Genomic DNA, 22,105 nt, shown 5'->3' with positions numbered 1-22,105 from the left:
AGCTTAGCATTACGTCACCGCACTGAACACCGCGTGTTCACCACACGATACCCCTCCGTGACGAAGGACGATCCGATGATCTACACCGTGGAATGCAGCTTCGCCGACCGCGACAGCGAAGCCGAATGGAACGACTTTTACAGCCTCGAAAAGCTGCCGGCCCTCATCTCGGTAACGGGGTTTCACTCGTCGCAGCGCTTCAAGGCGATCGGCGACGGTTGCCCCGTCTACCTGGCCGTCCACACGATCGACGGTCTCGACGTGCTGACCGGGGACGAATATCGCCGGAAAGGTGGCGGCAATTTCGCGCGATGGCAGCAGCACATCACCGACTGGCACCGCAATCTGTACAGCGATATCGGTGTCGCACCCGCCGTCGCTGCCGACCAACTGCTCGTGCTGGGCGAGCGCGGCCCCGAGCCGCTGATCCGCATGGGACTGGCGCCCCTGGCCATGCAGGCCGTCGCGCTGGAGCAGTGTCCGGCGCGCCGCTGGCTCGCCGTCGTGCCGCGGCGCGACGCCGCGCCGGCCGGGTATGCCGCGGCCGGCCTTCATCTTTACGCACCGATCACCGCGCAGCTGACACACGCAGGCGAACCATGCCGAACGTGACGCTCCATATTCAGGCGGAACGCCTGCCGTCCGACGATGACCTCGCCGCGCTGTCCGGCGACTGCGTCGCGCTTTGCACGGATGTTCTCCACGCGAAACTCGAAAACGTTCACGTGATCTTCATCGCGGTTCGGCACGGATACGGGCATCCCGCATACGCGGAAATCCAGTATCGCGTCGACGCATTTCGCCAACCCGCGATCATGAACCGGTTCATGGAAGCGCTCGATCACGCGATCGTTCGCCGTACCGGCCTGTCGGCGCGCATCCGCTGTTTCGGCCATGCCGCACCGAATATTCATGCACGAAACTAGCTTGCCTGGAGCAGCCTTGTGTCCACCGTTACCTTTCCCTTTCAGCAAGTCGGCGACTTCACGGTCACGGCGATCAGCGACGGCTACCTGACCGCCAGCCTCGATTTCCTGTCGAATATCGACACGGCCGAGGCGTCCCGGATGCAGCGCGACGCCGGGCAGCAGGAACCGTCCGCCATTCACATCAACTGCTACGTGATACGCGGCGCGGGCCGCACGATCCTCGTCGACGCCGGGGCCGGCGGCATCCGGCAATGGGGCGGCCGCCTGATTCCCAACCTGTTGCTGGCCGGCATCGACCCGGCCGCGATCGACACGATCCTGCTCACGCACGCGCATCCCGACCATGTCGGCGGACTGATGAATGCCGCCGGCCACGTGACCTTCCCGCAGGCGGAGCTGGTTGTACATCGGCGCGAAGTCGGCTTCTGGCAGGACGACGCCAATCTGAGCCGTGCCAGCGAGCGGGCCCGCGGCAACTTCCTGATCGCGCGTCAGGTATTCGACGGCTATCGCGACAGGCTGCGTATGTTCGATGAAGGCGAAGTGCTGCCCGGCATCCGCGCGATGCCGCTACCGGGGCATACGGACGGGCACACGGGATACGTCGTCGAATCCGGCGATCGGGGCCTGCTCGTGTGGGGGGATATCGTGCATTTCCCGCACATCCAGATCAGGCGGCCCGACGTGTCGATCGCCTTCGATCAGGACGCGACCGAGGCCGCAACCACACGATCGCGGCTGCTGGACCGGGTCAGCGCGGAGGGGTTGCTGATCGCCGGCATGCATTTGGGAGAAGCGGGGTTCGCACGCGTCACGCGAACGAAAGGGGGATACGGCCTGCTTGACGAGACCGATGCGTGAGATCGCGAACGGAGATGGTCACATCCGGCGCGCGGATCCGCGGTCATGACGCCCGCCGCGATCCGCGCGTGGCGCGGTGCCGCGCCATTCGGCGCGCGGCCGGACACTAGGCCGCGCGTTGCAACAGATCCGCCGCGAACGACTGCGCATGCGCGACGGCTTCCTGCGGGTCGCCGAACACGCCGAGCTGATCCCAGTGCTCTTCGGCCGCGAATGTGCCCTTCACCGCGAGCGCGCGCTGGACGCTCAATTGCGCCGCATACGTGCCGTCGTCCAGCGGCCGGGCCGTCGCGACGACCTTGTGCGGCGGGCTCGCCCGCTCAGGCTGAACCAGCTCGGCGTGGCCCACCACCGTGCCGATATCCATCAACTCGTTCCTGGCCTTGCAGTCCGGGCAGTAGAAACACCACCCCGCGTCCTCCTGACGGGCCTTGACCTGCCCGCGCGCCAGCACGGCACGACATTCAACGTTTTCGCAGATGAACGGCATCGCAGCGTCTCCGAAGTTGTTTGACGGAAATCCTAGCATGTCCGTCGGCGGTCAACCATCGGCATGTTTGCCGCGCCGCTCGGGCACGCGCCAGCGTCTTTCGCGTTGCCGCGCCGCGCGTCGGCGGCGTGTTGAACCGGCGCGCGTACTCGCGCCTGGACCGGGACGGTTTTCGTACCCGACACCGAATCCCGCCGCCGCATCGTCGGAGAATCGCTCGCCGAGCACGGCCGCATCGACGTCGTCGTCAACAACGCGGGCCCGATGCCGCTCGCGATACACTGTCCGCCCAACCACCGAAGCGAGAAACTTCCGATGTTGATCCGCGTTGCGACACTGGCCGATGCAGCCGCGCTTGCCGACCTGAAGCGCGAGACGTTTCGCGAAACCTTTCTGCAGGACGGTTTCGGCATCGACTATCCGCCGGACGACCTTGCCGCGTACGAGGCGCGCAGCTACTCGGTCGAAACGATCAGCGCGCAACTCGTCGACCCGCAATGCCGCACGTGGGTGGCCGAAAACGACGACGGCACGCTGGTCGGCTACGCACATGCGGGGCCGTGCAAACTCCCGCATCCGGAAGTCGCGGACGGTTCGGGCGAGATACATCAAATCTACCTTCGCCGCGGTATCCAGGGCACCGGCGCCGGACGCGCGCTGTTCGACGCCGCGCTGCACTATCTCGCCGAGACGCGGCCCGGCCCGATATGGCTGGGCGTGTGGTCCGGCAACGCGAAGGCCATCGCGTTCTACGAAAAGGCGGGTTTCCGGCAGGTCGGCACGTACCATTTCCAGGTCGGTGAATCGACCGACCTCGAATACATCTACCGCCGCTGACCAGCGCCCTCGCATGACAACCGCGCCCCGCCCGCAAACGGCGGGGCGCTTCGCGTTTCGCGCAAACGTTTCGTCGCACCTTGCCGGCTGCGCGGCCATCGATGGCGCTGTCAACGACGTATTTCCCTCGTTTCGGGCCGAACGGCACGATTTGAGGGTTCTCGGTAAAATACGCCTCTCCGCGTTTCCGAGTTTCCGCGCTGTCATGCATCGAATTGGATTCTTCATTTGCCGTGGCTACGATGCACTCGACCTTGGCGGCCCGTTGTCGGCCTTCAATCAGGTGGCCACGGCGGCCGGCCATACGCCGTACGACCTTCATGTGATCTCGCCATCGGGCGGCCCGATTCCCGGCAATACGGGCCTTGCGATCGACACGAAACCGATCGGCAGGCGCACGTTCGACACCGTCGTGTTCGTGGGCGGCGACATCGCGCCGATGCAGACATCGGACAATATCGCCGCCGCCAGAAAACTGGCCGCCAGGACCCCGCGGGTCGCCAGCGTGTGCACGGGCGCGTTTCTGCTCGCGGAAACCGGCTCGCTGGACGGCTTGAGGGCCGCGACGCACTGGCGATACGCCGCGCTGATGCAGTCGCGCTTCCCTCGCATCAAGGTCGACGGCGACAGCATCTATGTCGTGGACGGCCGCGTCTGGACGTCGGCGGGCATCGCCTCCGGCATCGACCTGGCGCTCGGCATCATTGAAAAGGACATGGGTGCGGAGATTGCACGCGCGGTCTCCAGGCTGCTGGTCGTTCCGTATCGACGACCCGGCGGGCAATCCCAGTTCTCCGCGATGTCGCAGATGGAACCGGAATCGGATCGCATCCGCATCGCGCTGAATTTCGCGCGGGAACATCTGGCGGAAGCATTGCCTGTCGAACGGCTGGCCGAGGCCGCGCGATTGAGCTTGCGGCAGTTCGGCCGCGCCTTTCGCCGAGAAACCGGCGAAACGCCCGCGAAGGCGGTCGAGCGCTTGCGCGTCGAAGCCGCGCGGCTGCGCCTCCAGGGAGGCAGCGAACCGATCGAACAGATTGCGCTGGCGGTGGGATTCACCGATCCCGAACGGATGCGGCGGGCCTTCATCAAACTGCATGGGCACCCGCCGCAAGCGATTCGACGCGAGAGCCGGTCGAACGCAGCACGCTGATCGACCGCCTGGCCGCTCAGCGCGCTACGGGTTCGACGTCACTTCAACCGGCTGGTGGCGCATCGGTACGCGACGCGCCCTGTCGCCGGACCTTCAATGGCCGTCGGTCTTGACGGGCGCGTAATCGCTCCACATGTCGCGATGCAGCTTCCACGCGCCGCCCTGCTTCAGAAAGACGAGCGTCTGCTTCGCGCGGATCTTGAGCTTGCCGTCGTGGTCGCGCACCTCCGCATCCGACACTTCCGTCACGGCCCGATCGCTACCGTAAAACTCGTAGTTGCTGAACGAGACGGTGCCGGGTTTCGATCCGGCATACCCGTTCAAGAAATATTCGACGATCGCGCGGCGCCCCGTGACCTTGTCGCCGCCGGGCGGCAGGAGCGCGCCGTCGTCGGTATAGAGGCGGCCGATCGCTTCATAGTCCCCTCGCGCGAAGGCATCGGCCCAGCGCGCGTTTTCGGCCTTGATGGCCGCTTCGGGCAGACGTTGCGAACCGCCGGCAACAGCCGGCGCCGTGAATGCGAAAAGGGATACGCACGCTGCAAGCGCGGCTGTACAAAAACGAATTCGTTGCATCGAGTGATTTCCGGTTTGGGCTTGAATTGAAGCGGTTGCCCGATTGGGCGGTGGCGCAGCCAGCGTCGCCTGCGCCTTCATTGACGCCGGCGAATGGCATCGCAAACATGGGCCGAGGCGTTCAACGAACGCCGGGGATGCGCGCGAGCCCCCTGGATGCGCCGGGCAGTTCCTTGTCGACCATCGCGATCACTTCCGGTCGCGCGTCCCTCGGATGACCGGAGTGGAACGGCGGAGCGGGATCGTATTCGATCACGAGCTGCGTGAATTCGGCGGCCCGTTGGCCGCGCAGCTTCGCGGCCACGCGCAGCGCGAAGTCGATGCCCGCCGTCACGCCGCCGCCGCTCATGAAGCGGCCGTCGTCGTCTTCGACGAAGCGCTCGGGAACGGGAATGGCGCCGTACTCGGCCAGCTTGTTGACGAACGCCCAATGACACGCGCTGCGCTTGCCGTTGAGCACGCCCGTCGCGGCAAGCACGAGCGATCCGTTGCAGACCGACGTCACGTGTTTCGCGCCTTGCGCCAGACGCCGGATCTGCGCCTGGTACGCCGGGCGCATCGGCGCGCTCAAATCGGACCCGCCGGGAACCAGAATCACGTCGGTCTTCTCGATATCGGCCAGCCGCTCGGTATTGCCGTACACGACGCCGAATTCGAGCGTCACGTTGCCGCCGTCGAGGCTCGCGTAGCGCACGTTCGTATTCGGCAGCCGGTGGAAAATCTCGCTCGGGCCCGCGAAATCGAGAAGCGTCCCTCCGTCGTAATTGACGATCAGGATATTGAGCGGTTCGTTCGGCGCGAGTACGCCGTCGCCGCCGGCCTGCGCGAGCGCGGGCGTGGCGTGTCCGAACAACGCCCCGCCGCCCAGCGCGGCGCCGAGCGCGGCGGCGCCACCCAGCCTGAGCGCATCGCGGCGCGAACGGCCGGCACGCGTGAGTTGATTGACGGACGCCTCGTTATCGCTACTGTCGGTCAAGATGATTTCTCCTTGCACTGCGGCCCCCTGCGAGCGCACCCAGGACGGGCCGGATTGAACAACCGCCACGACGCAAGACGTGGCGGGCGTGAGAACGGATGGTGAATGCGCCGCGATGACATGTCGGGCTCCGGCATCGCGCGCCGCGGCCTTAAAGCTGCGACGCACCGCCATCGACGACCAGTTCGGTGCCGACGACGTAGGACGATTCGTCGCTGGCCAGATAGAGCGCCGCGTAAGCGATGTCCTCGGCCTTGCCCATGCGGCCGACCGGAATCGCTTCGGCGAACTCGGCCTTGCGGTCGCGCACCCATTCGTCGGGCATGCCCCATTTGGAGAGCAGCGGCGTGTCGATCGCACCGGGCGCGATCGCGTTGAAGCGGATCTTCCGGTCGAGAAACTCGTAGGACCAGCTGCGGGCAAGCGAGCGCACGGCGGCCTTCGCGGCCGCGGTCAACGAGATGCCATGCTTGCCGGTCTGCGCGACGAACGAAGTATTGAGGATGACGGACGATCCTTCCCGCAAGTGCGGCAGCACCGCCTGAAGCGTGAACACCACGCCCTTGACGTTGATGTCCATGATCTGGTCGTAGAGCGTGTCGTCGATGTCGTTGACCGCGGACGGAAACGCCCAGCCGGCATTGGCGAACACGATATCCAGGCCGCCGAACCTTTCCTTGACGTCGGCGGCGATCGCCCGCATGTCGTCGAGCGAACGGACGTCGCCCTTGAGGACGATCGCCTGCTCGCCGAGCTCGGCCTTCACGCGTTCAAACACGCTATCGTCGCGGCCGGTCACCGCCACGCGGGCGCCTTGCGCAACGAACAGCTTCGCGGTGGCGAGACCGATGCCGCTGGTTCCGCCCGTGATCAACGCCGTCTTGTTCTTGAGCCTCATCTTCCGTTCCTTTTCATGTCGTGATTGATCGGGCCGAAAGCGCGAAACGCGTTCGCGTTCGTGCGCGGTTCCCCGCTTGACCTTCCACTGCAGTATGGAACGCGACGCCCATGGCGCAAAGGTCGTATAACCCTCGAAAAACGCCACTCGATCGGAACGGGCGACGGATCGGGATTTTTCATTTCCGGCGCCTCGGTTGCGCTACGATGCGCTTCATCCTCGACTCAGCGGAAAGACATGAGCACTCGATCCCTCAACGCACGCGCCGTGGTCATTGCCCTTTTCACGATCGCCGGCGCCCCGCTCGCCGCCGGCGCAACGCCGCCCCGGGAAGTCGGCGCGCCGAGCTACGACACCTACAAGTCGTGGTTGGTCGCCTGCGACAACGGCCTGACCTGCGAGGCGAAGGGTTTCGCGAGCGGCGGCGAAACCGGTGCGGACTTGCGCTTCATTCGCGCGGCCGGACCGAACGGCGCGCTCGAAGCGCGGGTGAGCGTGGCCACCGACACCCGTGACGATCTCGGCGATCTGCGGATTGACGGCGCGCCGCTGCGGCTGGACGAGTCGGCCTGGCACATCAAGGTCGACCACACCAACAACATCGCAACCCTGTCGACCACACGGCCGGCCGCCGTCGCCGCGTTCGTCTCCCGGCTTCGCAACGGCGCGAAGCTCGCGCTCGGATCGGATGCCAGCACCTACATTCCGCTCGACGGCATGGTCGCCGCCCTCTTGCGCATCGATGATCGGCAGGGGCGCGCCGGCGGCGCGACCGCATTGATCCGCAAAGGCGCAGCGCCCGCGTCGCAGGTCCCGCCCGCGCCGCCGCTGCCGGTCGTGCCGGCGCGGAAGATCGCCGCGCAGCTGTCCGCGCAGGAGGAAAAGAGCTTGATCGCGCGCACGAAACGTGTCCGGGATGCCAGCACGTGCGAAGAGAATGCGTCGAAGTATCTCGAAGAGGCGGCGTATGCGCTCGACGCCAGAACGGCGCTGGTTTTTCTTCCCTGCATTCAAGGCGCGTACCAGGGATCGTCGGACGTGTTCATCGCCCCGCGCACCGGTGGCGGCGCGCCGGAGCCCGTCAAGCTGAGCGATGCCGAGGGCGGCGCGTCGGACGCCTTGCTGTTCGAACCGAACTTCGATCCCGCTACCGGCACCCTGTCGACTTTCGGCAAAGGACGCGGGCTGACCGATTGCGGGTTTCGGGCCGAATGGATCTGGGATGGCCAGGCCTTTCGCATGTCGTCCGCGGCCCGGCAGGAGACGTGCGGCGGTGTCGCGCCCGGCGACTGGCCTACGCTCTATCGGTCGCGAAGGCAGTAACGCCACGCTCGCCCGCGACGACGCGCGGCCGCCGACCATCGTCGTGCACACGTCGGCCGCGTTCGCGGAACACGTCACGCGATAGACAGGCATGTTCATCGGCATCATGCGCGGCCGGAACAGGTCGACGAGGACAATCGTCGACGAACCCGTACAGCGTCACCGTCGACTGCGCGTGCGCGGCACCGGCCCGCTGGGTAACGCACGCTTTGATCGGACGTGAATGGCGCGCGTCGGCAAGCCGACGAAACGGCGACGCGCGACGTGCGTTAGACGGTTTTCCCCGACAGCCCGTGCATCGGCCGCCGCAACGCGGCGTCGAACGGATTGGTACGCGGGCCGATCGCGTCGGCCTGGCGCCGCAGCAGTTCGACGACCATCGGCATGCGGTCGTCGCCGAGGCGCGACGCGAGCGTGCCGACGCTCAACGCGCCGACCGGATAACCGGTGCGATCGAGGATCGGCACCGCGACGCCAGCCATCCCGTCGAGCACGCCGCTGTTGCGGCCCGCGTAGCCGAGTTGCCGCACGCGTTCGATCTCGGTGCGCAGGTACACCTCGTCGAGCACGCCGTAGCCGCGAATGCGCGGCACGTTGAAGCGGATCACTTCCTCGCGTTCGGCTTCGGGCAGGAACGCGAGGATCGCGAGGCTGCCTTGCCCGACGCCGAGCGCGATGCGTCCGCCGATGTCGCCGGTAAACGAGCGGATCGGAAACGGCCCTTCGCACAGGTCGAGACACACGGCGTCGAAGCCGCTCTTCACGAGCAGGAAGATGGTCTCGCCGAGGCTCGCGCACAGCCTCAGCAGCGCGGGACGGCACAGCGTGCGCATGCTGCTCGGGTTGCCGGCCTGCGCGGCGAGCGCGAAGAAGTCGACGCTCAGCCGGTACAGCTTCGACTGCTCGTCCTGTTCGACCATCCCTTCGGCGATCAGCGATTGCAGGATCCGGTGCGCGGTGCCCTGCGTGAGCCCGACGGCCTTCGCCAGATGCGTGACGCGCACGCCATCCTGCTGCATGCCGGCCAGCGCGCGCAGGATCGCGAACGCGCGCTGCAGCATGCCGGTGCCCGGCGCGCCGGCCGCATCGGCGGTGTCCACGTCCGGGCGCGGCGCGCGTGCGGCCGGCGACGTTCCGGTCGAATGGGGTTCCTGCATGCCGGCTCTCCTCGATGATTTCACTGAACGGAATACGGTAGCCGTCATTGTCGTCCCGCCGAAATTCCACGGGCATCCGGGTGTGCACGGGATTGACGCGCGCGTTTCGCGGCTCGGCCACACGTCACCCAACGGAACGATTCGCACGCGATTTCGCCATCCGTTCCACTCATCGGAATTTTTCCGAAATTCCTCCCGTTCAGCAGAATTCGAAATTGACGCGCCGAAATATGGCTGGCTAGAGTCCGCGACATCGGTACACCGGCCACGCGGTGTGCGAACCCGGAGCTTCCCATGTCGTTTCTCACGCTTACGGACCTGACGAAAACCTTCGGCGAACTCACCGCCGTCGCCGACGTCAACCTGTCGGTCGAACAAGGCGAGTTCGTGTCGCTGCTCGGCCCGTCCGGCTGCGGCAAGACCACCACGCTGCAGATGATCGCGGGCTTCGTCGACGTCACGCGCGGCCGCATCGCACTCGACGGGCAGGACATCACGCACCTGAAGCCGAACCGGCGCGGGCTCGGCATCGTGTTCCAGAGTTATGCGCTGTTTCCGCACATGAGCGTCGCGGAGAACGTCGGCTTCGGCCTCGACATGCGCGGCGTCGACAAGGCCGAGCGTGCCGAACGCATCCGTGCGGCGCTCGCGCTCGTGCGTCTCGACACGCTCGCGCACCGCTTCCCGCGCGAGCTGTCGGGCGGCCAGCGGCAACGCGTCGCGATCGCGCGCGCGGTCGTGATCGAGCCGCCGGTGCTGCTGCTCGACGAACCGATGTCGAACCTCGACGCGAAGCTGCGCGAGGACATGCAGTTCGAGCTGCGCGCGATCCAGCGCAAGATCGGCACGACGACGATCATGGTCACGCACGATCAGTCGGAAGCGCTGTCGATCAGCGATCGCGTGGTCGTGATGGAAGCCGGCCGCATCACGCAGACCGATACGCCGTACCGCGCGTACGAGCGCCCGGAAAACCGCTTCGTGTCGCAGTTCATCGGCAAGGCGAACCTGCTGCCCGGCACGATCGTCGCGCACGACGGCGACGCCATGCGCATCGACCTCGGGCACGACCTCGCCGAGACGGGCCGCACCGCGCACCTGCCGCCGCGCGAGCGCGACATGCGCGTCGGCGATGCGGTGTCGGTCTGCATCCGTCCCGAGAAGCTGCGGCTGTGCGCGCCCGATGCGGGCCGCTTCGCCGCGACCGTCACGAGCCGCTTCTTCCTCGGCAGCCAGTGGCTGTACCGCGTCGACAGCGCGCTCGGCGAAGTGCTCGTGTGCTGCCAGAACGAAGGCGCGGAGCCGCTTTCGGAAGGCGCGCCGGTCGGGATCGACTGGCATAGCGACGCGGTGCGCGTGATGCGCCGGGAGGCCTGAATGGGACAGCCTGTCCGCCCGCTCCCGACCGACGGCGCACCGGCCGCGCTCGCGGCCGCGGTTTCCGCCGACGCCGTACCGGCACGCGCCGCCGCCGCGCACGCGATGCGCGCGACCTGGCGCGCACATGCGCCGCTGTGGCTGATGTGCGCGCCCGCGTTCGTGCTGTTCGCCGCGCTCGTGCTCGTGCCGCTCGCGATGACGTTCGTACTGACCTTCTACCGCTTCGACCCGGCCACCGGCCCGATCGCCGCGTTCCAGTTCGGCAACTACGCGGACGTGCTCGGCTCGTCGTACTTCCACACGATCTTCGCGCGCACGTTCGGCATCGCCGCGCTGACGACCGCGATCTGCGTCGCGATCGGCACGCCGGAAGCATACGTGCTGTCGAAAATGCGCGACCCGTGGCGCTCGCTGTTCCTGCTCGCGATCCTCGCGCCGCTGCTGGTGTCGGTGGTCGTGCGCGCGTTCGGCTGGAGCATGCTGCTGAACACGAGCGGGCTCGTGAACCAGGCGCTCGGGCTCGCCGGCCTCGGGCCGTACAAGCTCGAATACACGACCTTCGCGATCGTGATCGCGCTGGTGCACGTGATGCTGCCGTTCATGGTGATTCCCGTATGGACCGCGCTGCAGCGGCTCGATCCGCAGACCGAGCACGCGGCGCTGTCGCTCGGCGCATCGCCGTTCACGACGCTGCGCCGCATCGTGCTGCCGCAACTGATGCCGGGCGTGCTGTCGGGCAGCCTGATGGTGTTCGGGCTGTCGGCGAGCGCGTTCGCGATCCCCGGCCTGCTCGGCGGACGCCGGCTGAAGGTCGCGGCCACGGCCGTCTACGACGAATTCCTCGGCTCGCTGAACTGGCCGCTCGGCGCGACGATCGCGGTGCTGCTGCTGGTGGCGAACCTCGTCGTGATGCTCACCTACTACCGCGTGCTCGAACGCCGCTACGCGCGCAGCCTCGGAGGCGCATCGCGATGAGAAAGAACGGCCCCGTTGCCCTCGCCTTCCACACGCTCGTGATCCTGTTCGTGCTCGCGCCGCTCGTGATCGTCGTGCTCGTCGCGTTCACGCCCGACGAAACGCTGACGCTGCCGACCCGCGGGCTGTCGCTGCGCTGGTTCCGCGCGATCCTCGACTATCCCGACTTCGTCACCGCGTTCCTCAACAGCGTGAAGCTCGCGTTCGCGTCGGCCACGCTGTCGCTCGCGATCGCGCTGCCGGCGGGCCTCGCCATCGGCCGCGCGGCGTTTCCCGGCCGCGCGTTCCTGAACGGGCTGCTGCTGTCGCCGCTCGTGATTCCCGGTCTCGTGCTCGGCATCGCGCTGCTGCGTTTCTTCGCGTTGATCGGCGCGACCGGCTCGTTCGCCTGGCTCGTGCTCGCGCACATGATCGTCATCACGCCGTTCGTGATGCGGCTCGTGCTCGCGTCCGTCGCGGGCCTCGACCGCAGCATCGAGCAGGCCGCGTGCTCGCTCGGCGCGGACCCGTGGACGACCTTCCGGCGCATCACGCTGCCGATGATCGTGCCCGGCATCACGGGTGGCTGGCTGCTCGCGTTCATCAACAGCTTCGACGAACTGACGATGTCGATCTTCGTCACGTCGCCGCAGACGGTCACGCTGCCCGTGCGCATGTACATGTACGCGACCGAATCGATCGACCCGATGATGGCGTCGGTGTCGGCGCTCGTCATCTTCATCACCGCCGGCGCGATGCTGCTGCTCGATCGCGTGTACGGCCTGAACCGCATCCTGATCGGCCAACACTGATGACGACTTCCGTTTCCCGTTCCACCGACGGCGCGGCCGACGGCGCACAGTTCGTGCGCATCGCCGAACGCGAGCGCGCCGCCGTCGCGTTCACGCTCGACGGCCGCCCCGCGCAGGCGCTCGCCGGCGATACCGTGCTCACCGCGATCCTCGTCGCACAGCGCCGCGTGCGCGTGAGCGAATTCAGCGGCCAGCCGCGCGCGGGCTTCTGCCTGATCGGCGCGTGCCAGGACTGCTGGGTGCGCACCGAAGCCGGCGCGCGCGTGCGCGCATGCTCGACGCCGATCGCCGACGGCATGCGGATTGTCACGGCCGCCGGGCCCGCGAGCGGAGACGCATCGTGAGCGCCGGGCTGCAACCGGTGATCGTCGGCGCCGGGCCGGCCGGCGTGCGCGCGGCCGAAGCGCTGGTCGACGCGGGGCTGCGCCCCGTCGTGATCGACGAAAACGCGCGCTGGGGCGGGCAGATCTACCGGCAACCGCCGGCCGGCGGCGCATTCACGCGCGGCAAGCGCGCGCTGTACGGTTTCGAGGCGGCCAAGGCCGACGCGGTGCACCGGACGATGGCCGCGCTGCTGCCGCATGTCGACTACCGGCCGAATACGCTCGCGTGGTCGTGCGGCGCGGGCCGCGTCGACACGCTGCAGGACGGCCGCGAAGTGACGGTGCCGTACTCGCACCTGATCGTCGCGAGCGGCGCGACCGACCGCCTGCTGCCCGTGCCGGGCTGGACGCTCGCGGGCGTGTATACGCTCGGCGGCGCACAGGTGGCGCTGAAGGCGCAGGGCTGCGCGATCGGCCGGCGCATCGTGTTCGCGGGCACGGGCCCGCTGCTTTACCTCGTCGCCTACCAGTATGCGAAGGCCGGCGCGCAGGTCGCGGCCGTGCTCGACACGAGCCCGCTGCGCCGCCAGGCCGCCGCCGCGCCCGCACTGCTGCGCGTGCCGTCGACCTTCGCGAAGGGGCTCTATTACATCGGCTGGCTGCGCGCGCGGGGCGTCGCGATCGAAACGGGCGTCACGCTCGAGCGCGTGCTCGGCGACCGGCATGTGACGGGGCTGGCGTGGCGCGCCGCCGGTGACGGCGTCCCGCCGCGCCGGCTCGACTGCGACGCGCTCGGCCTCGGCTTCGGCCTGCGGTCCGAAACGCAGCTCGCCGATCTCGCCGGCTGCCGGTTCGGGTTCGACCCGCTCAATCGTGCGTGGCTGCCCGAGCGCGACGCGGCCGGCCGCACGTCGGTGCGCGACCTGTACGTCGCCGGCGACGGCGCGGGCATCGCGGGTGCCGACGCGGCCGAAGCATCGGGCCGGCGAGCGGCGCTCGCGTTGCTCGACGACGCCGGCATCGCGTCGCCGTCGTTATCCGGCAAAGCCGACGCGGCAACGCTCGAACGCACGCTCGCACGCATCGGCGCATTCCGCGCGGGCCTCGAAACGGCGTTCGCGCCGCCGGTCGAGCTGGCCGCGCACTGCCCCGACGACACGATCGTGTGCCGCTGCGAGGAGATCGACGCCGGCACGCTGCGGCGCTGCGTCCGCGACGATGCGGCGACCGAACTGAACCGGCTGAAGGCGCTGACACGCGTCGGCATGGGTCGCTGCCAGGGCCGCATGTGCGGCGACGCCGCCGCGCTCGTGCTGGCCGCCGCAACCGCGCGCCCGCTCGCCGACGTCGGCCGGTTGCGTGCGCAACCGCCCGTGAAGCCGTTCCCGATCTCGGCCGCGCTCACGGGCGACGATGTCGCGGCGATTCCCGACGAGGCGCGCGATGAGTGAGCGCCCGCATTACGACGTCGCGATCGTCGGCGGCGGCCTCGTCGGCGCGTCGGCCGCCCTCGCGCTGACGCGCCGCGGCTTGCGCACCGGGCTGTTCGAACGGCGCGATTGCGGCGCGCAGGCGAGCGGCGTGAACTACGGCGGCGTGCGCTGCCAGGGCCGGCCGGCCGAGCAACTGCCGCTCGCGCTGCGTGCGCGGCGCATCTGGGACCGCCTGCCCGAACTGATCGGCATCGACGGCGAATTCGTCGTGTCGGGCCATCTGCGGCTCGCGCGCAGCGACGCCGATCTCGACGCGCTCGACGCGTACGCCGCGCTCGCCGGCGAACACGGCTTGCCGCTGCAGGTGATGCGCGGCGACGCATTCCGCCGCCACTACCCGTGGCTCGGCCGCGCGGCGCTCGGCGGCTCGCTGTGCGAAACCGACGGCCATGCGAACCCGCGCCTCGTGTCGCCCGCGTTCGCGCGCGCGGCCCGCGCGGCGGGCGCGGACGTGTTCGAGCACACGCCCGTCGACGACGTGCACCACGACGGCGCGCGCTTTCACTTTCAGGCCGGCGGCCGCGCATGCACCGCGACGTGGCTGATCAACTCGGCCGGCGCGTGGGCGAACACGATCGCCGAACGCTTCGGCGAAGCCGTGCCGATGGAGCCGATCTACCCGAACATGTGGGTGACCGAACCGCTGCCGCCGTTCATCACGCACAACCTCGGCGTATACGGCGGCGGCGTGTACGCGCGGCAGGTCGCGCGCGGCAACTGCGTGATCGGCGGCGGGCGCGGCCGCGGCGACGGCGAATTCGGCCAGCCGTCGGTCGACACGACGCGCGCCGTGATGCGCGACGCGTGCGCGCTGCTGCCCGCGCTGCGCGATGCGCTGCTGATCCGCACCTGGAGCGGCGTCGAAGGCTGCACGCCCGACCACAACCCGATCATCGGCGCGAGCCGCACGACCCCGCGCCTGCTGCATGCGTTCGGCTTTTCCGGCGGCGGCTTCCTGCTCGCGCCGGGCGTCGGCGACGTGCTCGCCGACCTCGTCACGACCGGCGAAACCGCCACGCCACTCGATGCATTCTCGATCGGCCGCTTCGCACCGCAAACCGCGCCGACCGCCCCTTTCCGTCAAGAGGAGACCCACAAATGAAACTGCTCGGAACGATCGCGGCGGCCGCCGCCCTCTGCCTCGCGGGCGCCGGCGCGCCCGCGTTCGCGCAAACGAAGACGATCTACGTCGGCATGAACGGCGGGCCGATGGAGAAGGCCTATACGAGCCAGGTGCTGCCCGACTTCGAGAAAGCGAACAACGTGAAGGTGGTCGTCGTGCCCGGCACGTCGTCGGACGTGCTCGCGAAGCTGCTCGCGAACCGCAACAAACCGCAGATCCACGTCGCGTTCCTCGACGACGGCGTGATGGCGCGCGCGGTCAGCCTCGGCGTGTGCCAGAAGCTCGACGATTCGCCGGTGCTGAAGGAGCTGTATCCGTTCGCGCGGATGAAGGACGACGTCGGCGCGGGCGTGCAGCTCGGAATGACCGGCATCGCGTACAACCGGAAACTGTTCACGGAGAAAGGCTGGGCGCCGCCGACGTCGTGGATGGACTTCGCCGACCCGAAATACAAGGGCAAGGTCGTGTTCCAGTCGGCGTCGAGCAGCACGTTCGGGCTGCACGGCTTCCTCGCGATCAACCGGCTGCTGGGCGGCAACGAGCAGAACGTCGAGCCCGGCTTCAGCAAGTGGGCGAGCACGGTCGGGCCGAACGTCGTCGAGTACATCCCGAACTCGGCGAAGATCTCCGAGATGGTGCAGACCGGCGAAGCCGGCTTGTTCCCGCTCACGCCGACCGGCGTCGGCGACCTGCAGGACAAGGGCATTCCCGTCGCGTACGCGAACCCGAAGGAAGGCCCCGTGCTGCTGCTCGTCGACCTGTGCGTGGTCGCGAACAACCCCGATCCGCAGCTCGCGCAGAAGCTCGCGCAGTTCCTGCTGTCCGCGCCCGCGCAGACGAAGGCGGCCGAGGCCGGCAAGCAGATCCCGACCAACCGCCTCGCGAAGATGCCTGCCGCGATGCAGCAGAGCCTCGGCAACGTCGACGATCTCGTGCGCAAGGTGACGGTGGTCGACTGGGCCGCGATCAACGCGCGCCGCGCGCAGTGGGATACGCGCTGGAACCGGCAGATCGAGCGGTAACCGGCCGCGGCGCGCGGCGGCACGGGACCGCGCGCCGCGACCATCATTTGCGGGAGTGATGACACTCCCCTTTTTCTGCGGATTTGACCGGGACGCGGCGGGCCGACAACACTAGCCCGCAGTGCTGCACGAGACGGCACGCGCCCGCCCCCTTCAGAGTCCGCCATGTACCCGACCGACACCGTGCAATCCCCGAGCGCCGCCCGGCCGCTCGCCGACCGGCAGCTGCGCCGGATCGTCATCGCCTCCGTCGCCGGCAACGCGATGGAGTGGTACGACTTCTTCGTGTACGGCACGGCCGCCGCGCTCGTGTTCGGCCATGTGTTCTTTCCGCCCGGCGCATCGCCGCTCGCGGGCAGCCTCGCCGCGTTCGCGGCGTTCGCGCTCGGCTTCGTCGCGCGCCCGCTCGGCGGGATCGTGTTCGGCCACGTCGGCGATCGTTACGGGCGCAAGGCGTCGCTCGTGTGGACGCTGCTGATCATGGGCGCGTCGACCTTCGCGATCGGCCTGCTGCCGACCTATGCGCAGATCGGGTTGTGGGCGCCGGCCGCGCTCGTCGTGCTGCGCCTGCTGCAGGGCATCGCGTCCGGCGGCGAATGGGGCGGCGGTGTACTGATGATCAGCGAGAACGCGCCGCCCGAGCAGCGCGGCTACTACGCGGCGTGGAGCCAGCTCGGCGTGGGCGGCGGCTTCGTCCTGTCGTCGGCCGCGTTCCTGGCCGCGCAGACGCTGCCGGACGACCTGTTCCGCAGCTGGGGCTGGCGGCTGCCGTTCCTCGCGAGCATCGTCATCTTCGCGATCGGCATCTATATCCGCCGCCACCTGCCGGAAAGCCGCGACTTCGAGCAGGCCGGCCAGCGCGGCGCGCACACGCATCTGCCGATCGTCGAGTGCATCCGCCGCCATCCGAAGGAAATCCTGCTCGCGATGGGGCTGCGCGTGGCCGAGAACGGCGGTGCGTACATCTTTCTCGCGTTCTCGCTCGTCTACGGCAAGTACCTCGGCATCCCGAACGGCGTGATGCTGACCGGCGTGATGATCGCGATGATCGTCGAGATGGGCGCGATGCTCGCGTGGGGCCGGCTGTCCGACCGGATCGGCCGCAAGCCCGTGTACCTGATCGGCGCGCTGAGCCTCGTCGCATGCGCGTTTCCGTTCTTCTGGCTGCTCGATACGCGCGCGACGCCGCTCGTCTGGCTCGCGCTGACGGTCGGCACGGCCGTGAGCCACGGCGCGATGATCGGTACGCTGCCCGCGCTCGTCGGCGAGCTGTTCAGCACCGAGGTACGCTACTCGGGCGTCGCGCTCGGGCATGAGGTCGCGTCGATCTTCGCGGGCGGGATGTCGCCGCTGATCGCCACCGCGCTGCTCGCGCGCTATCACGCGTCGTGGCCCGTGTCGCTGTTCCTCGTCGCGCTCGGCCTCGTGACCGTCGCGACCCTGTGCGTGATGCGCGAGACGCGCACCCCGCACGCCGACGGCTCACGCGGCGACGCCGCATGATCGCGCGACGGTCAGCGCCCGGCGTCGCGCCGCGCGCCGTCGAACGCCGGCGCGAGCCCCAGGTGCTCGAGCAGCCGCGCGAATTCGCCGAGCCGCTGTCGCATGTACGCGGGGACGTCGACGTCCGCATAATCGTGGAAACCCGCGCCGGTACGCACGCCGTCGCGCCCGGCTTCCATGTTGCGCACGACGCTCGCGGCCGGGGCGAAGCGCGGGCCGATCTCGCCGGCCAGATACCGCGACGCGTAGTACAGGATGTCGCAGCCGCCCCAGTCGATGAATTCGAGCAGCCCGAGCACCGCGAAGCGTGGCCCGAAGCCGGTGCGGATCGCCGTGTCGATATCCTCCGCGCTGGCGACACCCTCCTCGACCATCCGCGCGGCCTCGTTCATCGCGAGCGCCTGGATGCGCGGCACGATATAGCCGGGCGCCGGCCCGCAGATCACCGGCTTCTTGCCGACGCGTCCGAGCAGCGCGGCAAGCATGTCGACGACGGACGGATCCGTCGCGTCGCTGCGGCTGATCTCGACGAGCGGCATCAGCAGCGCGGGATTGAGCCAGTGCGCGTTCAGCATCCGCGCGGGATAAGCAGCATGGCGCTGCAGCTCCGTGACGACGAACGTCGACGTGGTCGACGCGATCGTTGCCCGCGCATCGACGTGCTCGCCGAGCCAGCGCAGCGCGTCGGCTTTCGCGTCCAGCACCTCGGGCAGCGCCTCGAACACGACATCGGCGTCACGCACCGCGTCCGCCGCGCCGTCGTGCGAGACGAGCGCGATGCGCGCGACGACCGCTTCGGCCTGCGCGGCATCGATGCCGCCGAGCGCGACCTGCGCGTGCAGCGGCCTGGCGATCCCGTCGCGCGTGCGCTCGCCGAACGCGCGCCAGCCGGCCGCATCGCGCCGCTTGAAGTCGATCAGCGTCACGTCGAGGCCCGCGTACGCGAACACGAGCGCGATCCCCTGCCCCATGCGCCCCGCGCCGAGCACGTGGATGCGCGTCACATCGGCGGCCGCCTTCATGCCGCGTACCCGTTGTCGAGCAGCGCGCGCAGCGCGTCGTTCGACAGCGCGGCCAGCCCGAGCCGCTCCAGCGTGCGGCCTTCCGCATACAGGTCGCGCTCCGCGACCGCGCTCGCGATGCTCAGCAGCCCCTGCGCGACCGGCGTCGGCACGCCTGCCCGGCGCCCGCACGACACGACGAACGACAGCCCGAGCCGGGTGTCCTCGAGCATGTAGCGATGCGTGCGCAGATCGATCTTCTCGCGCCAGTCGCCGCTCTCGGTCAGCTTGCCGTGCGCGCCGCGCCCGTACATCCACTCGTCCCCTTCGGCCGCGTAGTGATCCGCGAGCGGGAAATGCGGCGCGCGGTAACCGAGCGCTTCGCGCACCGCGATGCGCTCGGCGTCGAGCGCGTTCGTCACGCGGCGGATCGACGGCTGCGTGCCCTCGTTGTGGATGTCCCACGCGTCGAAGTGCTCGAGCGGCCCGGCGTTCATCAGGATCAACGGCGGATGGATCACCGGGCCTGCGTTCATCAGCGCGCCGGACAACGCATCCTCGACCGGCTCGACCGACGGATAGCCCGCGCGCAGCACGTCGAACGCCCAGCCGGCCGCGCTCGCCGGCAACACGCCGGTCGGCAGGCGCGTCGCATAGGCGCTGATCACCACCTCGTTGTCGCCATGCTTGCGCACGAGATACGGCAGCGTGCCCGTTTCGGCGAACGCGACGCGCGAACGGTTGCCGGCATCGGCCGCCGCGCGCGCGAACACGAAGCTGCCGAACGTGCCCGGCGGCAGGAACACGACCTGACCGTCCGCCAGCAGCGGCGCGACCTGCGCGGCGAGTGCATCGTGCGACGTGGACGGCAGCGGCACCACGACGAGCCGCGCGCCGCGCAGTGCGGCCGCGAGATCGTCGGTCAGGCGGATCGCGCCGGGCGCATCGCCGAGCGGCACCGCGCGCTTGCCGCGATAGTCGGTCACGTTCAGCACGCCAAGCTCGCGCAGCCGCGCGTGCGGCTCCCGGTCGCGCCGCCACCACGTCACGTCGTGGCCCTTCTCGAGCAGGTCGATGGCCGCCGCATGGCAGCCGTGGCCGCCGCCCAGAACACATACCTTCATTGCCGTCTCCCGGTGATTGAGTGCTTCCGAGACTACGCGGCGGCCCGCGCCGCGTCGCTTCAAAACGCGCAACGACACGCCCGTTCGCGCAACGCAATCGCGGCACTGCGCTGCGCATCCCGCCGCGCCCCGGCATCCGCCACGAGGTCTACGAATGGACATCGCCCTTTCCCGCCATGCGCCGAACCGGCTGGGCACGCTGCAGGCGCCCGACGACGTCGAACGCGCGGTCGCGCACCGGCTCGGGCCGCACCGGATGGCCGCGTGCGGCCGCGATCCGTTTCATGCGGAGCTGTACGAAGTGCCGCTGCACCACGGCGCGCTGCTTGAACTCTGCTACGGCCGCGAAACGCACATCGAGTTCGGCGACGACGCCGATCATTTCCTGTTCAGGCTGACGCTCGCCGGCACGTGCGAGCTGCGGGCCGGCAATGTCGTTGCGCGCGCGGGCCCCGGCGAGCTGACGGTGTCGTCGCCCGCGCGCGCGAGCCGCCTGCGCACGAGCCCCGATTGCCGCAATCTCGTGCTGCGCCTCGAGCGCGGCGCGCTCGAACGCAAGCTGCAGGACATGCTGCAGACGACACTCACGCGGCCGCTGCAGTTCGCGCTCGCGAGCGGCGACACGGGCGCCGCGCTCGTCTTGCCCACCTTCGAATACCTGTGCCGGCTGGGCGCCCAGCCGGGCATCGGCACCGCGTCGCCCATATTCGGCGCGGACCTCACCGCGTGGCTGATGTCGCTGCTGCTCACACACCTGCCGCATGCGTACAGCGACGCGCTCGCGCACCGTACACCGCCGCTGCCGGCATACGTGCGCCGCGCGTGCGACCACGTCGATGCGCATCTCGGCGAGCCGCTCGCGCTCGCCGCGCTGGCGGCCGTCGCGGGCGTCGCCCCGCGCACGCTGCAGCACGCGTTCCGCGCGTTCCTGGACACCACCCCCGCCGCGTACGTGCGCGAACGCCGGCTCACGGCCGTACACGCGGCGCTGCAACGCGGCGACGCGCGCAGCGTGACCGACGTGCTGATCGCGCACGGCGTCCACGGTTTCGGCCATTTCGCGAAGGCCTATGCGCGGCGTTACGGCCATGCGCCTTCCGTTACCGCGAGGCAGACACGATGATGCACGCCACAACCGGCCGCCCGCTGATGCCGGCCCGACCCGAGCCTTCATCGCACGACGCCGACTCGCCCGACGGCTTGCGCGTGCAGGATCTCGATCTCAACCTGTTGAAGACGTTTCGCGCGGTCTACGAGGAGCGGCACGTGGGCCGCGCGGCGCTACGGCTCGGCGTCACGCAGCCGTCGGTCAGCCATGCGCTCGGCCGGCTGCGGCTGATGTTCCGCGACGCGCTGTTCGTGCGCACCGGCACCGGCGTCGAACCGACGCCGCGCGCGCAGCGGCTCGCGATCTCGGTCGACAAGGCGCTCGCGATCCTGCAGGACGTGCTCGACGAAGGGTCGCGTTTCACGCCCGACAGCACGCAGCGCGTGTTCCGCCTGCACATGAGCGATTTCGCGGCGAGCGCGTTCCTGCCGACGCTGCTCGCCGCGTTCGACCGCCGCGCGCCGGGCGCGGTGATCGAGACGCTGCACGTCGACGAATGCCAGCTCAACGTCGCGCTCGAATCGGGGCGCATCGACTTCGCGCTCGGGCATTTCGCCGACGCCTCGAGCCACTTCCAGCGCACCGCGCTGCTGCACGAGCGCTGCGTGCTGCTGATGCCGCGCCGCACCGCGCGGCGCGCCGGGCTGCCCGACGATTTCGTGCTCGACGGCGCCGCGCCCGAGGCGCTGCGCTTCGTCGCGGTCACGTCGCATCCGCAGTCGATGCAGCTGCTCGAGCGGCACACGCTGATGCCGCGCGTGCGCGCCGCGTTGCCCGATTTCATGGTGGTGCCCGCGCTGCTGCAGCACGGCGATTACGCGCTGATCCTGCCGGAGACGATCGCGATCACGTTCGCCGCGCGGCAGCCGTGCGCGCTGTACGAGATCGCGGGTGCCGGCGAATGGGCCGTCAACGCGTACTGGCACCGGCGCTTCGACGCGGACCCCGGCCATCGCTGGCTGCACGCGCTGCTGCTCGAGCTGTTCAACATCGGCGAGCAGGCGCCGTTCGACGCATGGCTCGCGCCGCAGCCGCCCGCCTGCGCGTAGCGGCGCGAGCGGG

23 protein-coding genes are annotated in these 22,105 nt (G+C 69.1%); 16 read left to right on the top strand and 7 right to left on the bottom strand.

Annotation, left to right across the window (positions count from 1 at the left end):
* Window positions 1-75: 75 nt before the first annotated feature.
* Genes WJ12_RS23360 through WJ12_RS23350 form a run of 3 tightly spaced genes read left to right on the top strand, consistent with a single transcriptional unit; the run spans window position 76 to window position 1,790 of the window.
* The gene (locus WJ12_RS23360; protein WP_049030906.1) at window positions 76-612 is read left to right on the top strand and encodes a hypothetical protein; all 537 of its coding nucleotides are present in this window, start codon (window positions 76-78) and stop codon (window positions 610-612) included.
* On the top strand, window positions 600-926 hold the full coding sequence (locus WJ12_RS36880) for a hypothetical protein (protein WP_034188285.1): 327 nt from the start codon (window positions 600-602) through the stop codon (window positions 924-926). The genes WJ12_RS23360 and WJ12_RS36880 overlap by 13 nt, the downstream gene beginning before the upstream one ends.
* 18 nt (window positions 927-944) lie before the next feature.
* Window positions 945-1,790, top strand: coding sequence for an MBL fold metallo-hydrolase (locus WJ12_RS23350; protein WP_059559580.1), 846 nt, complete (start codon window positions 945-947; stop codon window positions 1,788-1,790).
* A 106-nt stretch (window positions 1,791-1,896) separates the two neighbouring features.
* Here WJ12_RS23350 and WJ12_RS23345 read toward each other — a convergent pair whose 3' ends face one another.
* Window positions 1,897-2,280 carry a hypothetical protein gene (locus WJ12_RS23345; RefSeq protein ID WP_034188287.1) on the bottom strand — a complete coding sequence of 128 codons (384 nt, stop codon included), beginning with the start codon at window positions 2,278-2,280 and terminating at the stop codon, window positions 1,897-1,899.
* A 315-nt stretch (window positions 2,281-2,595) separates the two neighbouring features.
* Between WJ12_RS23345 and WJ12_RS23340 the strand changes: the two genes are divergently transcribed.
* Window positions 2,596-3,117: a GNAT family N-acetyltransferase gene (locus tag WJ12_RS23340; RefSeq protein ID WP_034188588.1), complete on the top strand. Its 522-nt coding sequence runs from the start codon at window positions 2,596-2,598 to the stop codon at window positions 3,115-3,117.
* Between the two features lie 205 nt (window positions 3,118-3,322).
* On the top strand, window positions 3,323-4,270 hold the full coding sequence (locus WJ12_RS23335; protein WP_034188288.1) for a GlxA family transcriptional regulator: 948 nt from the start codon (window positions 3,323-3,325) through the stop codon (window positions 4,268-4,270).
* A 93-nt stretch (window positions 4,271-4,363) separates the two neighbouring features.
* Here the strand turns inward: WJ12_RS23335 and WJ12_RS23330 are convergent, their stop codons facing one another.
* The 3 genes from WJ12_RS23330 to WJ12_RS23320 form a co-directional block, all read right to left on the bottom strand.
* Entirely contained in the window at window positions 4,364-4,846 is a 483-nt protein-coding gene (locus WJ12_RS23330) for a YybH family protein (RefSeq protein WP_034188289.1), read from the bottom strand.
* Between the two features lie 121 nt (window positions 4,847-4,967).
* Complete coding sequence (locus WJ12_RS23325) at window positions 4,968-5,822, bottom strand: DJ-1/PfpI family protein (protein WP_059559583.1); 855 nt, start codon at window positions 5,820-5,822, stop codon at window positions 4,968-4,970.
* Window positions 5,823-5,973: 151 nt separating this feature from the next.
* Entirely contained in the window at window positions 5,974-6,720 is a 747-nt protein-coding gene (locus WJ12_RS23320; RefSeq protein WP_034188291.1) for a glucose 1-dehydrogenase, read from the bottom strand.
* A gap of 237 nt (window positions 6,721-6,957) precedes the next feature.
* Between WJ12_RS23320 and WJ12_RS23315 the strand changes: the two genes are divergently transcribed.
* Entirely contained in the window at window positions 6,958-8,043 is a 1,086-nt protein-coding gene (locus WJ12_RS23315) for a DUF1176 domain-containing protein (protein ID WP_083262753.1), read from the top strand.
* Window positions 8,044-8,312: 269 nt separating this feature from the next.
* Here WJ12_RS23315 and WJ12_RS23310 read toward each other — a convergent pair whose 3' ends face one another.
* Window positions 8,313-9,200, bottom strand: a complete 888-nt coding sequence (locus WJ12_RS23310; RefSeq protein WP_034188293.1) for an IclR family transcriptional regulator — start codon at window positions 9,198-9,200, stop codon at window positions 8,313-8,315.
* A gap of 294 nt (window positions 9,201-9,494) precedes the next feature.
* On the opposite strand from WJ12_RS23310, the gene WJ12_RS23305 reads away from it, so the two are divergent.
* The 8 genes from WJ12_RS23305 to WJ12_RS23270 all read left to right on the top strand — a co-directional run bounded on the left by WJ12_RS23305 (window position 9,495) and on the right by WJ12_RS23270 (window position 17,810).
* Window positions 9,495-10,577: an ABC transporter ATP-binding protein gene (locus WJ12_RS23305; protein ID WP_034188294.1), complete on the top strand. Its 1,083-nt coding sequence runs from the start codon at window positions 9,495-9,497 to the stop codon at window positions 10,575-10,577.
* Window positions 10,578-11,555, top strand: a complete 978-nt coding sequence (locus WJ12_RS23300) for an ABC transporter permease (protein ID WP_034188295.1) — start codon at window positions 10,578-10,580, stop codon at window positions 11,553-11,555. It begins immediately after the preceding gene.
* Window positions 11,552-12,346: an ABC transporter permease gene (locus tag WJ12_RS23295; protein WP_034188296.1), complete on the top strand. Its 795-nt coding sequence runs from the start codon at window positions 11,552-11,554 to the stop codon at window positions 12,344-12,346. Before WJ12_RS23300 ends, WJ12_RS23295 begins: the two co-directional genes overlap by 4 nt.
* Window positions 12,346-12,690 (top strand): (2Fe-2S)-binding protein, encoded by a 345-nt coding sequence (locus WJ12_RS23290; protein WP_069245849.1) that lies wholly within the window; start codon window positions 12,346-12,348, stop codon window positions 12,688-12,690. Before WJ12_RS23295 ends, WJ12_RS23290 begins: the two co-directional genes overlap by 1 nt.
* A complete protein-coding gene (locus WJ12_RS23285) occupies window positions 12,687-14,120 on the top strand; it encodes an FAD/NAD(P)-dependent oxidoreductase (protein WP_069245848.1) in 1,434 nt (477 codons plus the stop codon). Before WJ12_RS23290 ends, WJ12_RS23285 begins: the two co-directional genes overlap by 4 nt.
* A complete protein-coding gene (locus WJ12_RS23280; protein ID WP_069245847.1) occupies window positions 14,113-15,264 on the top strand; it encodes an NAD(P)/FAD-dependent oxidoreductase in 1,152 nt (383 codons plus the stop codon). Before WJ12_RS23285 ends, WJ12_RS23280 begins: the two co-directional genes overlap by 8 nt.
* Complete coding sequence (locus tag WJ12_RS23275; protein WP_059559595.1) at window positions 15,261-16,307, top strand: ABC transporter substrate-binding protein; 1,047 nt, start codon at window positions 15,261-15,263, stop codon at window positions 16,305-16,307. Before WJ12_RS23280 ends, WJ12_RS23275 begins: the two co-directional genes overlap by 4 nt.
* A 165-nt stretch (window positions 16,308-16,472) precedes the next feature.
* Complete coding sequence (locus tag WJ12_RS23270) at window positions 16,473-17,810, top strand: MFS transporter (protein ID WP_049034659.1); 1,338 nt, start codon at window positions 16,473-16,475, stop codon at window positions 17,808-17,810.
* 11 nt (window positions 17,811-17,821) lie between these two features.
* Here the strand turns inward: WJ12_RS23270 and WJ12_RS23265 are convergent, their stop codons facing one another.
* On the bottom strand, window positions 17,822-18,832 hold the full coding sequence (locus tag WJ12_RS23265) for a 3-hydroxybutyryl-CoA dehydrogenase (protein WP_069245846.1): 1,011 nt from the start codon (window positions 18,830-18,832) through the stop codon (window positions 17,822-17,824).
* A complete protein-coding gene (locus tag WJ12_RS23260; RefSeq protein ID WP_069245845.1) occupies window positions 18,829-19,935 on the bottom strand; it encodes an NAD/NADP-dependent octopine/nopaline dehydrogenase family protein in 1,107 nt (368 codons plus the stop codon). The genes WJ12_RS23265 and WJ12_RS23260 overlap by 4 nt, the downstream gene beginning before the upstream one ends.
* Window positions 19,936-20,089: 154 nt before the next feature.
* Between WJ12_RS23260 and WJ12_RS23255 the strand changes: the two genes are divergently transcribed.
* Both WJ12_RS23255 and WJ12_RS23250 read left to right on the top strand, forming a co-directional pair.
* Entirely contained in the window at window positions 20,090-21,058 is a 969-nt protein-coding gene (locus WJ12_RS23255; RefSeq protein ID WP_059559606.1) for an AraC family transcriptional regulator, read from the top strand.
* Window positions 21,058-22,092, top strand: a complete 1,035-nt coding sequence (locus WJ12_RS23250) for a LysR family transcriptional regulator (RefSeq protein WP_156810513.1) — start codon at window positions 21,058-21,060, stop codon at window positions 22,090-22,092. Before WJ12_RS23255 ends, WJ12_RS23250 begins: the two co-directional genes overlap by 1 nt.
* Window positions 22,093-22,105 lie beyond the last annotated feature (13 nt).

Origin of the sequence: Burkholderia seminalis (assembly GCF_001718535.1) — a bacterium.
Lineage (GTDB): Bacteria > Pseudomonadota > Gammaproteobacteria > Burkholderiales > Burkholderiaceae > Burkholderia > Burkholderia seminalis.
Note: the sequence above shows the minus strand (reverse complement) of the source record. Positions and strands in the feature narration are given on the sequence as shown.

What these genes read in the sequence shown, in the direction of transcription:
- WJ12_RS23290 (WP_069245849.1), top strand. Translation starts at nt 12,346, where the DNA reads ATGACGACTTCCGTTTCCCGTTCCACCGACGGCGCGGCCGACGGCGCA.
- WJ12_RS23280 (WP_069245847.1), top strand. Translation starts at nt 14,113, where the DNA reads ATGAGTGAGCGCCCGCATTACGACGTCGCGATCGTCGGCGGCGGCCTC.
- WJ12_RS36880 (WP_034188285.1), top strand. Translation starts at nt 600, where the DNA reads ATGCCGAACGTGACGCTCCATATTCAGGCGGAACGCCTGCCGTCCGAC.
- WJ12_RS23255 (WP_059559606.1), top strand. Translation starts at nt 20,090, where the DNA reads ATGGACATCGCCCTTTCCCGCCATGCGCCGAACCGGCTGGGCACGCTG.
- WJ12_RS23345 (WP_034188287.1), bottom strand. Translation starts at nt 2,280, where the DNA reads ATGCCGTTCATCTGCGAAAACGTTGAATGTCGTGCCGTGCTGGCGCGC.
- WJ12_RS23265 (WP_069245846.1), bottom strand. Translation starts at nt 18,832, where the DNA reads ATGAAGGCGGCCGCCGATGTGACGCGCATCCACGTGCTCGGCGCGGGG.
- WJ12_RS23340 (WP_034188588.1), top strand. Translation starts at nt 2,596, where the DNA reads ATGTTGATCCGCGTTGCGACACTGGCCGATGCAGCCGCGCTTGCCGAC.
- WJ12_RS23360 (WP_049030906.1), top strand. Translation starts at nt 76, where the DNA reads ATGATCTACACCGTGGAATGCAGCTTCGCCGACCGCGACAGCGAAGCC.
- WJ12_RS23310 (WP_034188293.1), bottom strand. Translation starts at nt 9,200, where the DNA reads ATGCAGGAACCCCATTCGACCGGAACGTCGCCGGCCGCACGCGCGCCG.
- WJ12_RS23315 (WP_083262753.1), top strand. Translation starts at nt 6,958, where the DNA reads ATGAGCACTCGATCCCTCAACGCACGCGCCGTGGTCATTGCCCTTTTC.
- WJ12_RS23320 (WP_034188291.1), bottom strand. Translation starts at nt 6,720, where the DNA reads ATGAGGCTCAAGAACAAGACGGCGTTGATCACGGGCGGAACCAGCGGC.
- WJ12_RS23270 (WP_049034659.1), top strand. Translation starts at nt 16,473, where the DNA reads ATGTACCCGACCGACACCGTGCAATCCCCGAGCGCCGCCCGGCCGCTC.
- WJ12_RS23260 (WP_069245845.1), bottom strand. Translation starts at nt 19,935, where the DNA reads ATGAAGGTATGTGTTCTGGGCGGCGGCCACGGCTGCCATGCGGCGGCC.
- WJ12_RS23300 (WP_034188295.1), top strand. Translation starts at nt 10,578, where the DNA reads ATGGGACAGCCTGTCCGCCCGCTCCCGACCGACGGCGCACCGGCCGCG.
- WJ12_RS23295 (WP_034188296.1), top strand. Translation starts at nt 11,552, where the DNA reads ATGAGAAAGAACGGCCCCGTTGCCCTCGCCTTCCACACGCTCGTGATC.
- WJ12_RS23250 (WP_156810513.1), top strand. Translation starts at nt 21,058, where the DNA reads ATGCACGCCACAACCGGCCGCCCGCTGATGCCGGCCCGACCCGAGCCT.
- WJ12_RS23305 (WP_034188294.1), top strand. Translation starts at nt 9,495, where the DNA reads ATGTCGTTTCTCACGCTTACGGACCTGACGAAAACCTTCGGCGAACTC.
- WJ12_RS23330 (WP_034188289.1), bottom strand. Translation starts at nt 4,846, where the DNA reads ATGCAACGAATTCGTTTTTGTACAGCCGCGCTTGCAGCGTGCGTATCC.
- WJ12_RS23335 (WP_034188288.1), top strand. Translation starts at nt 3,323, where the DNA reads ATGCATCGAATTGGATTCTTCATTTGCCGTGGCTACGATGCACTCGAC.
- WJ12_RS23275 (WP_059559595.1), top strand. Translation starts at nt 15,261, where the DNA reads ATGAAACTGCTCGGAACGATCGCGGCGGCCGCCGCCCTCTGCCTCGCG.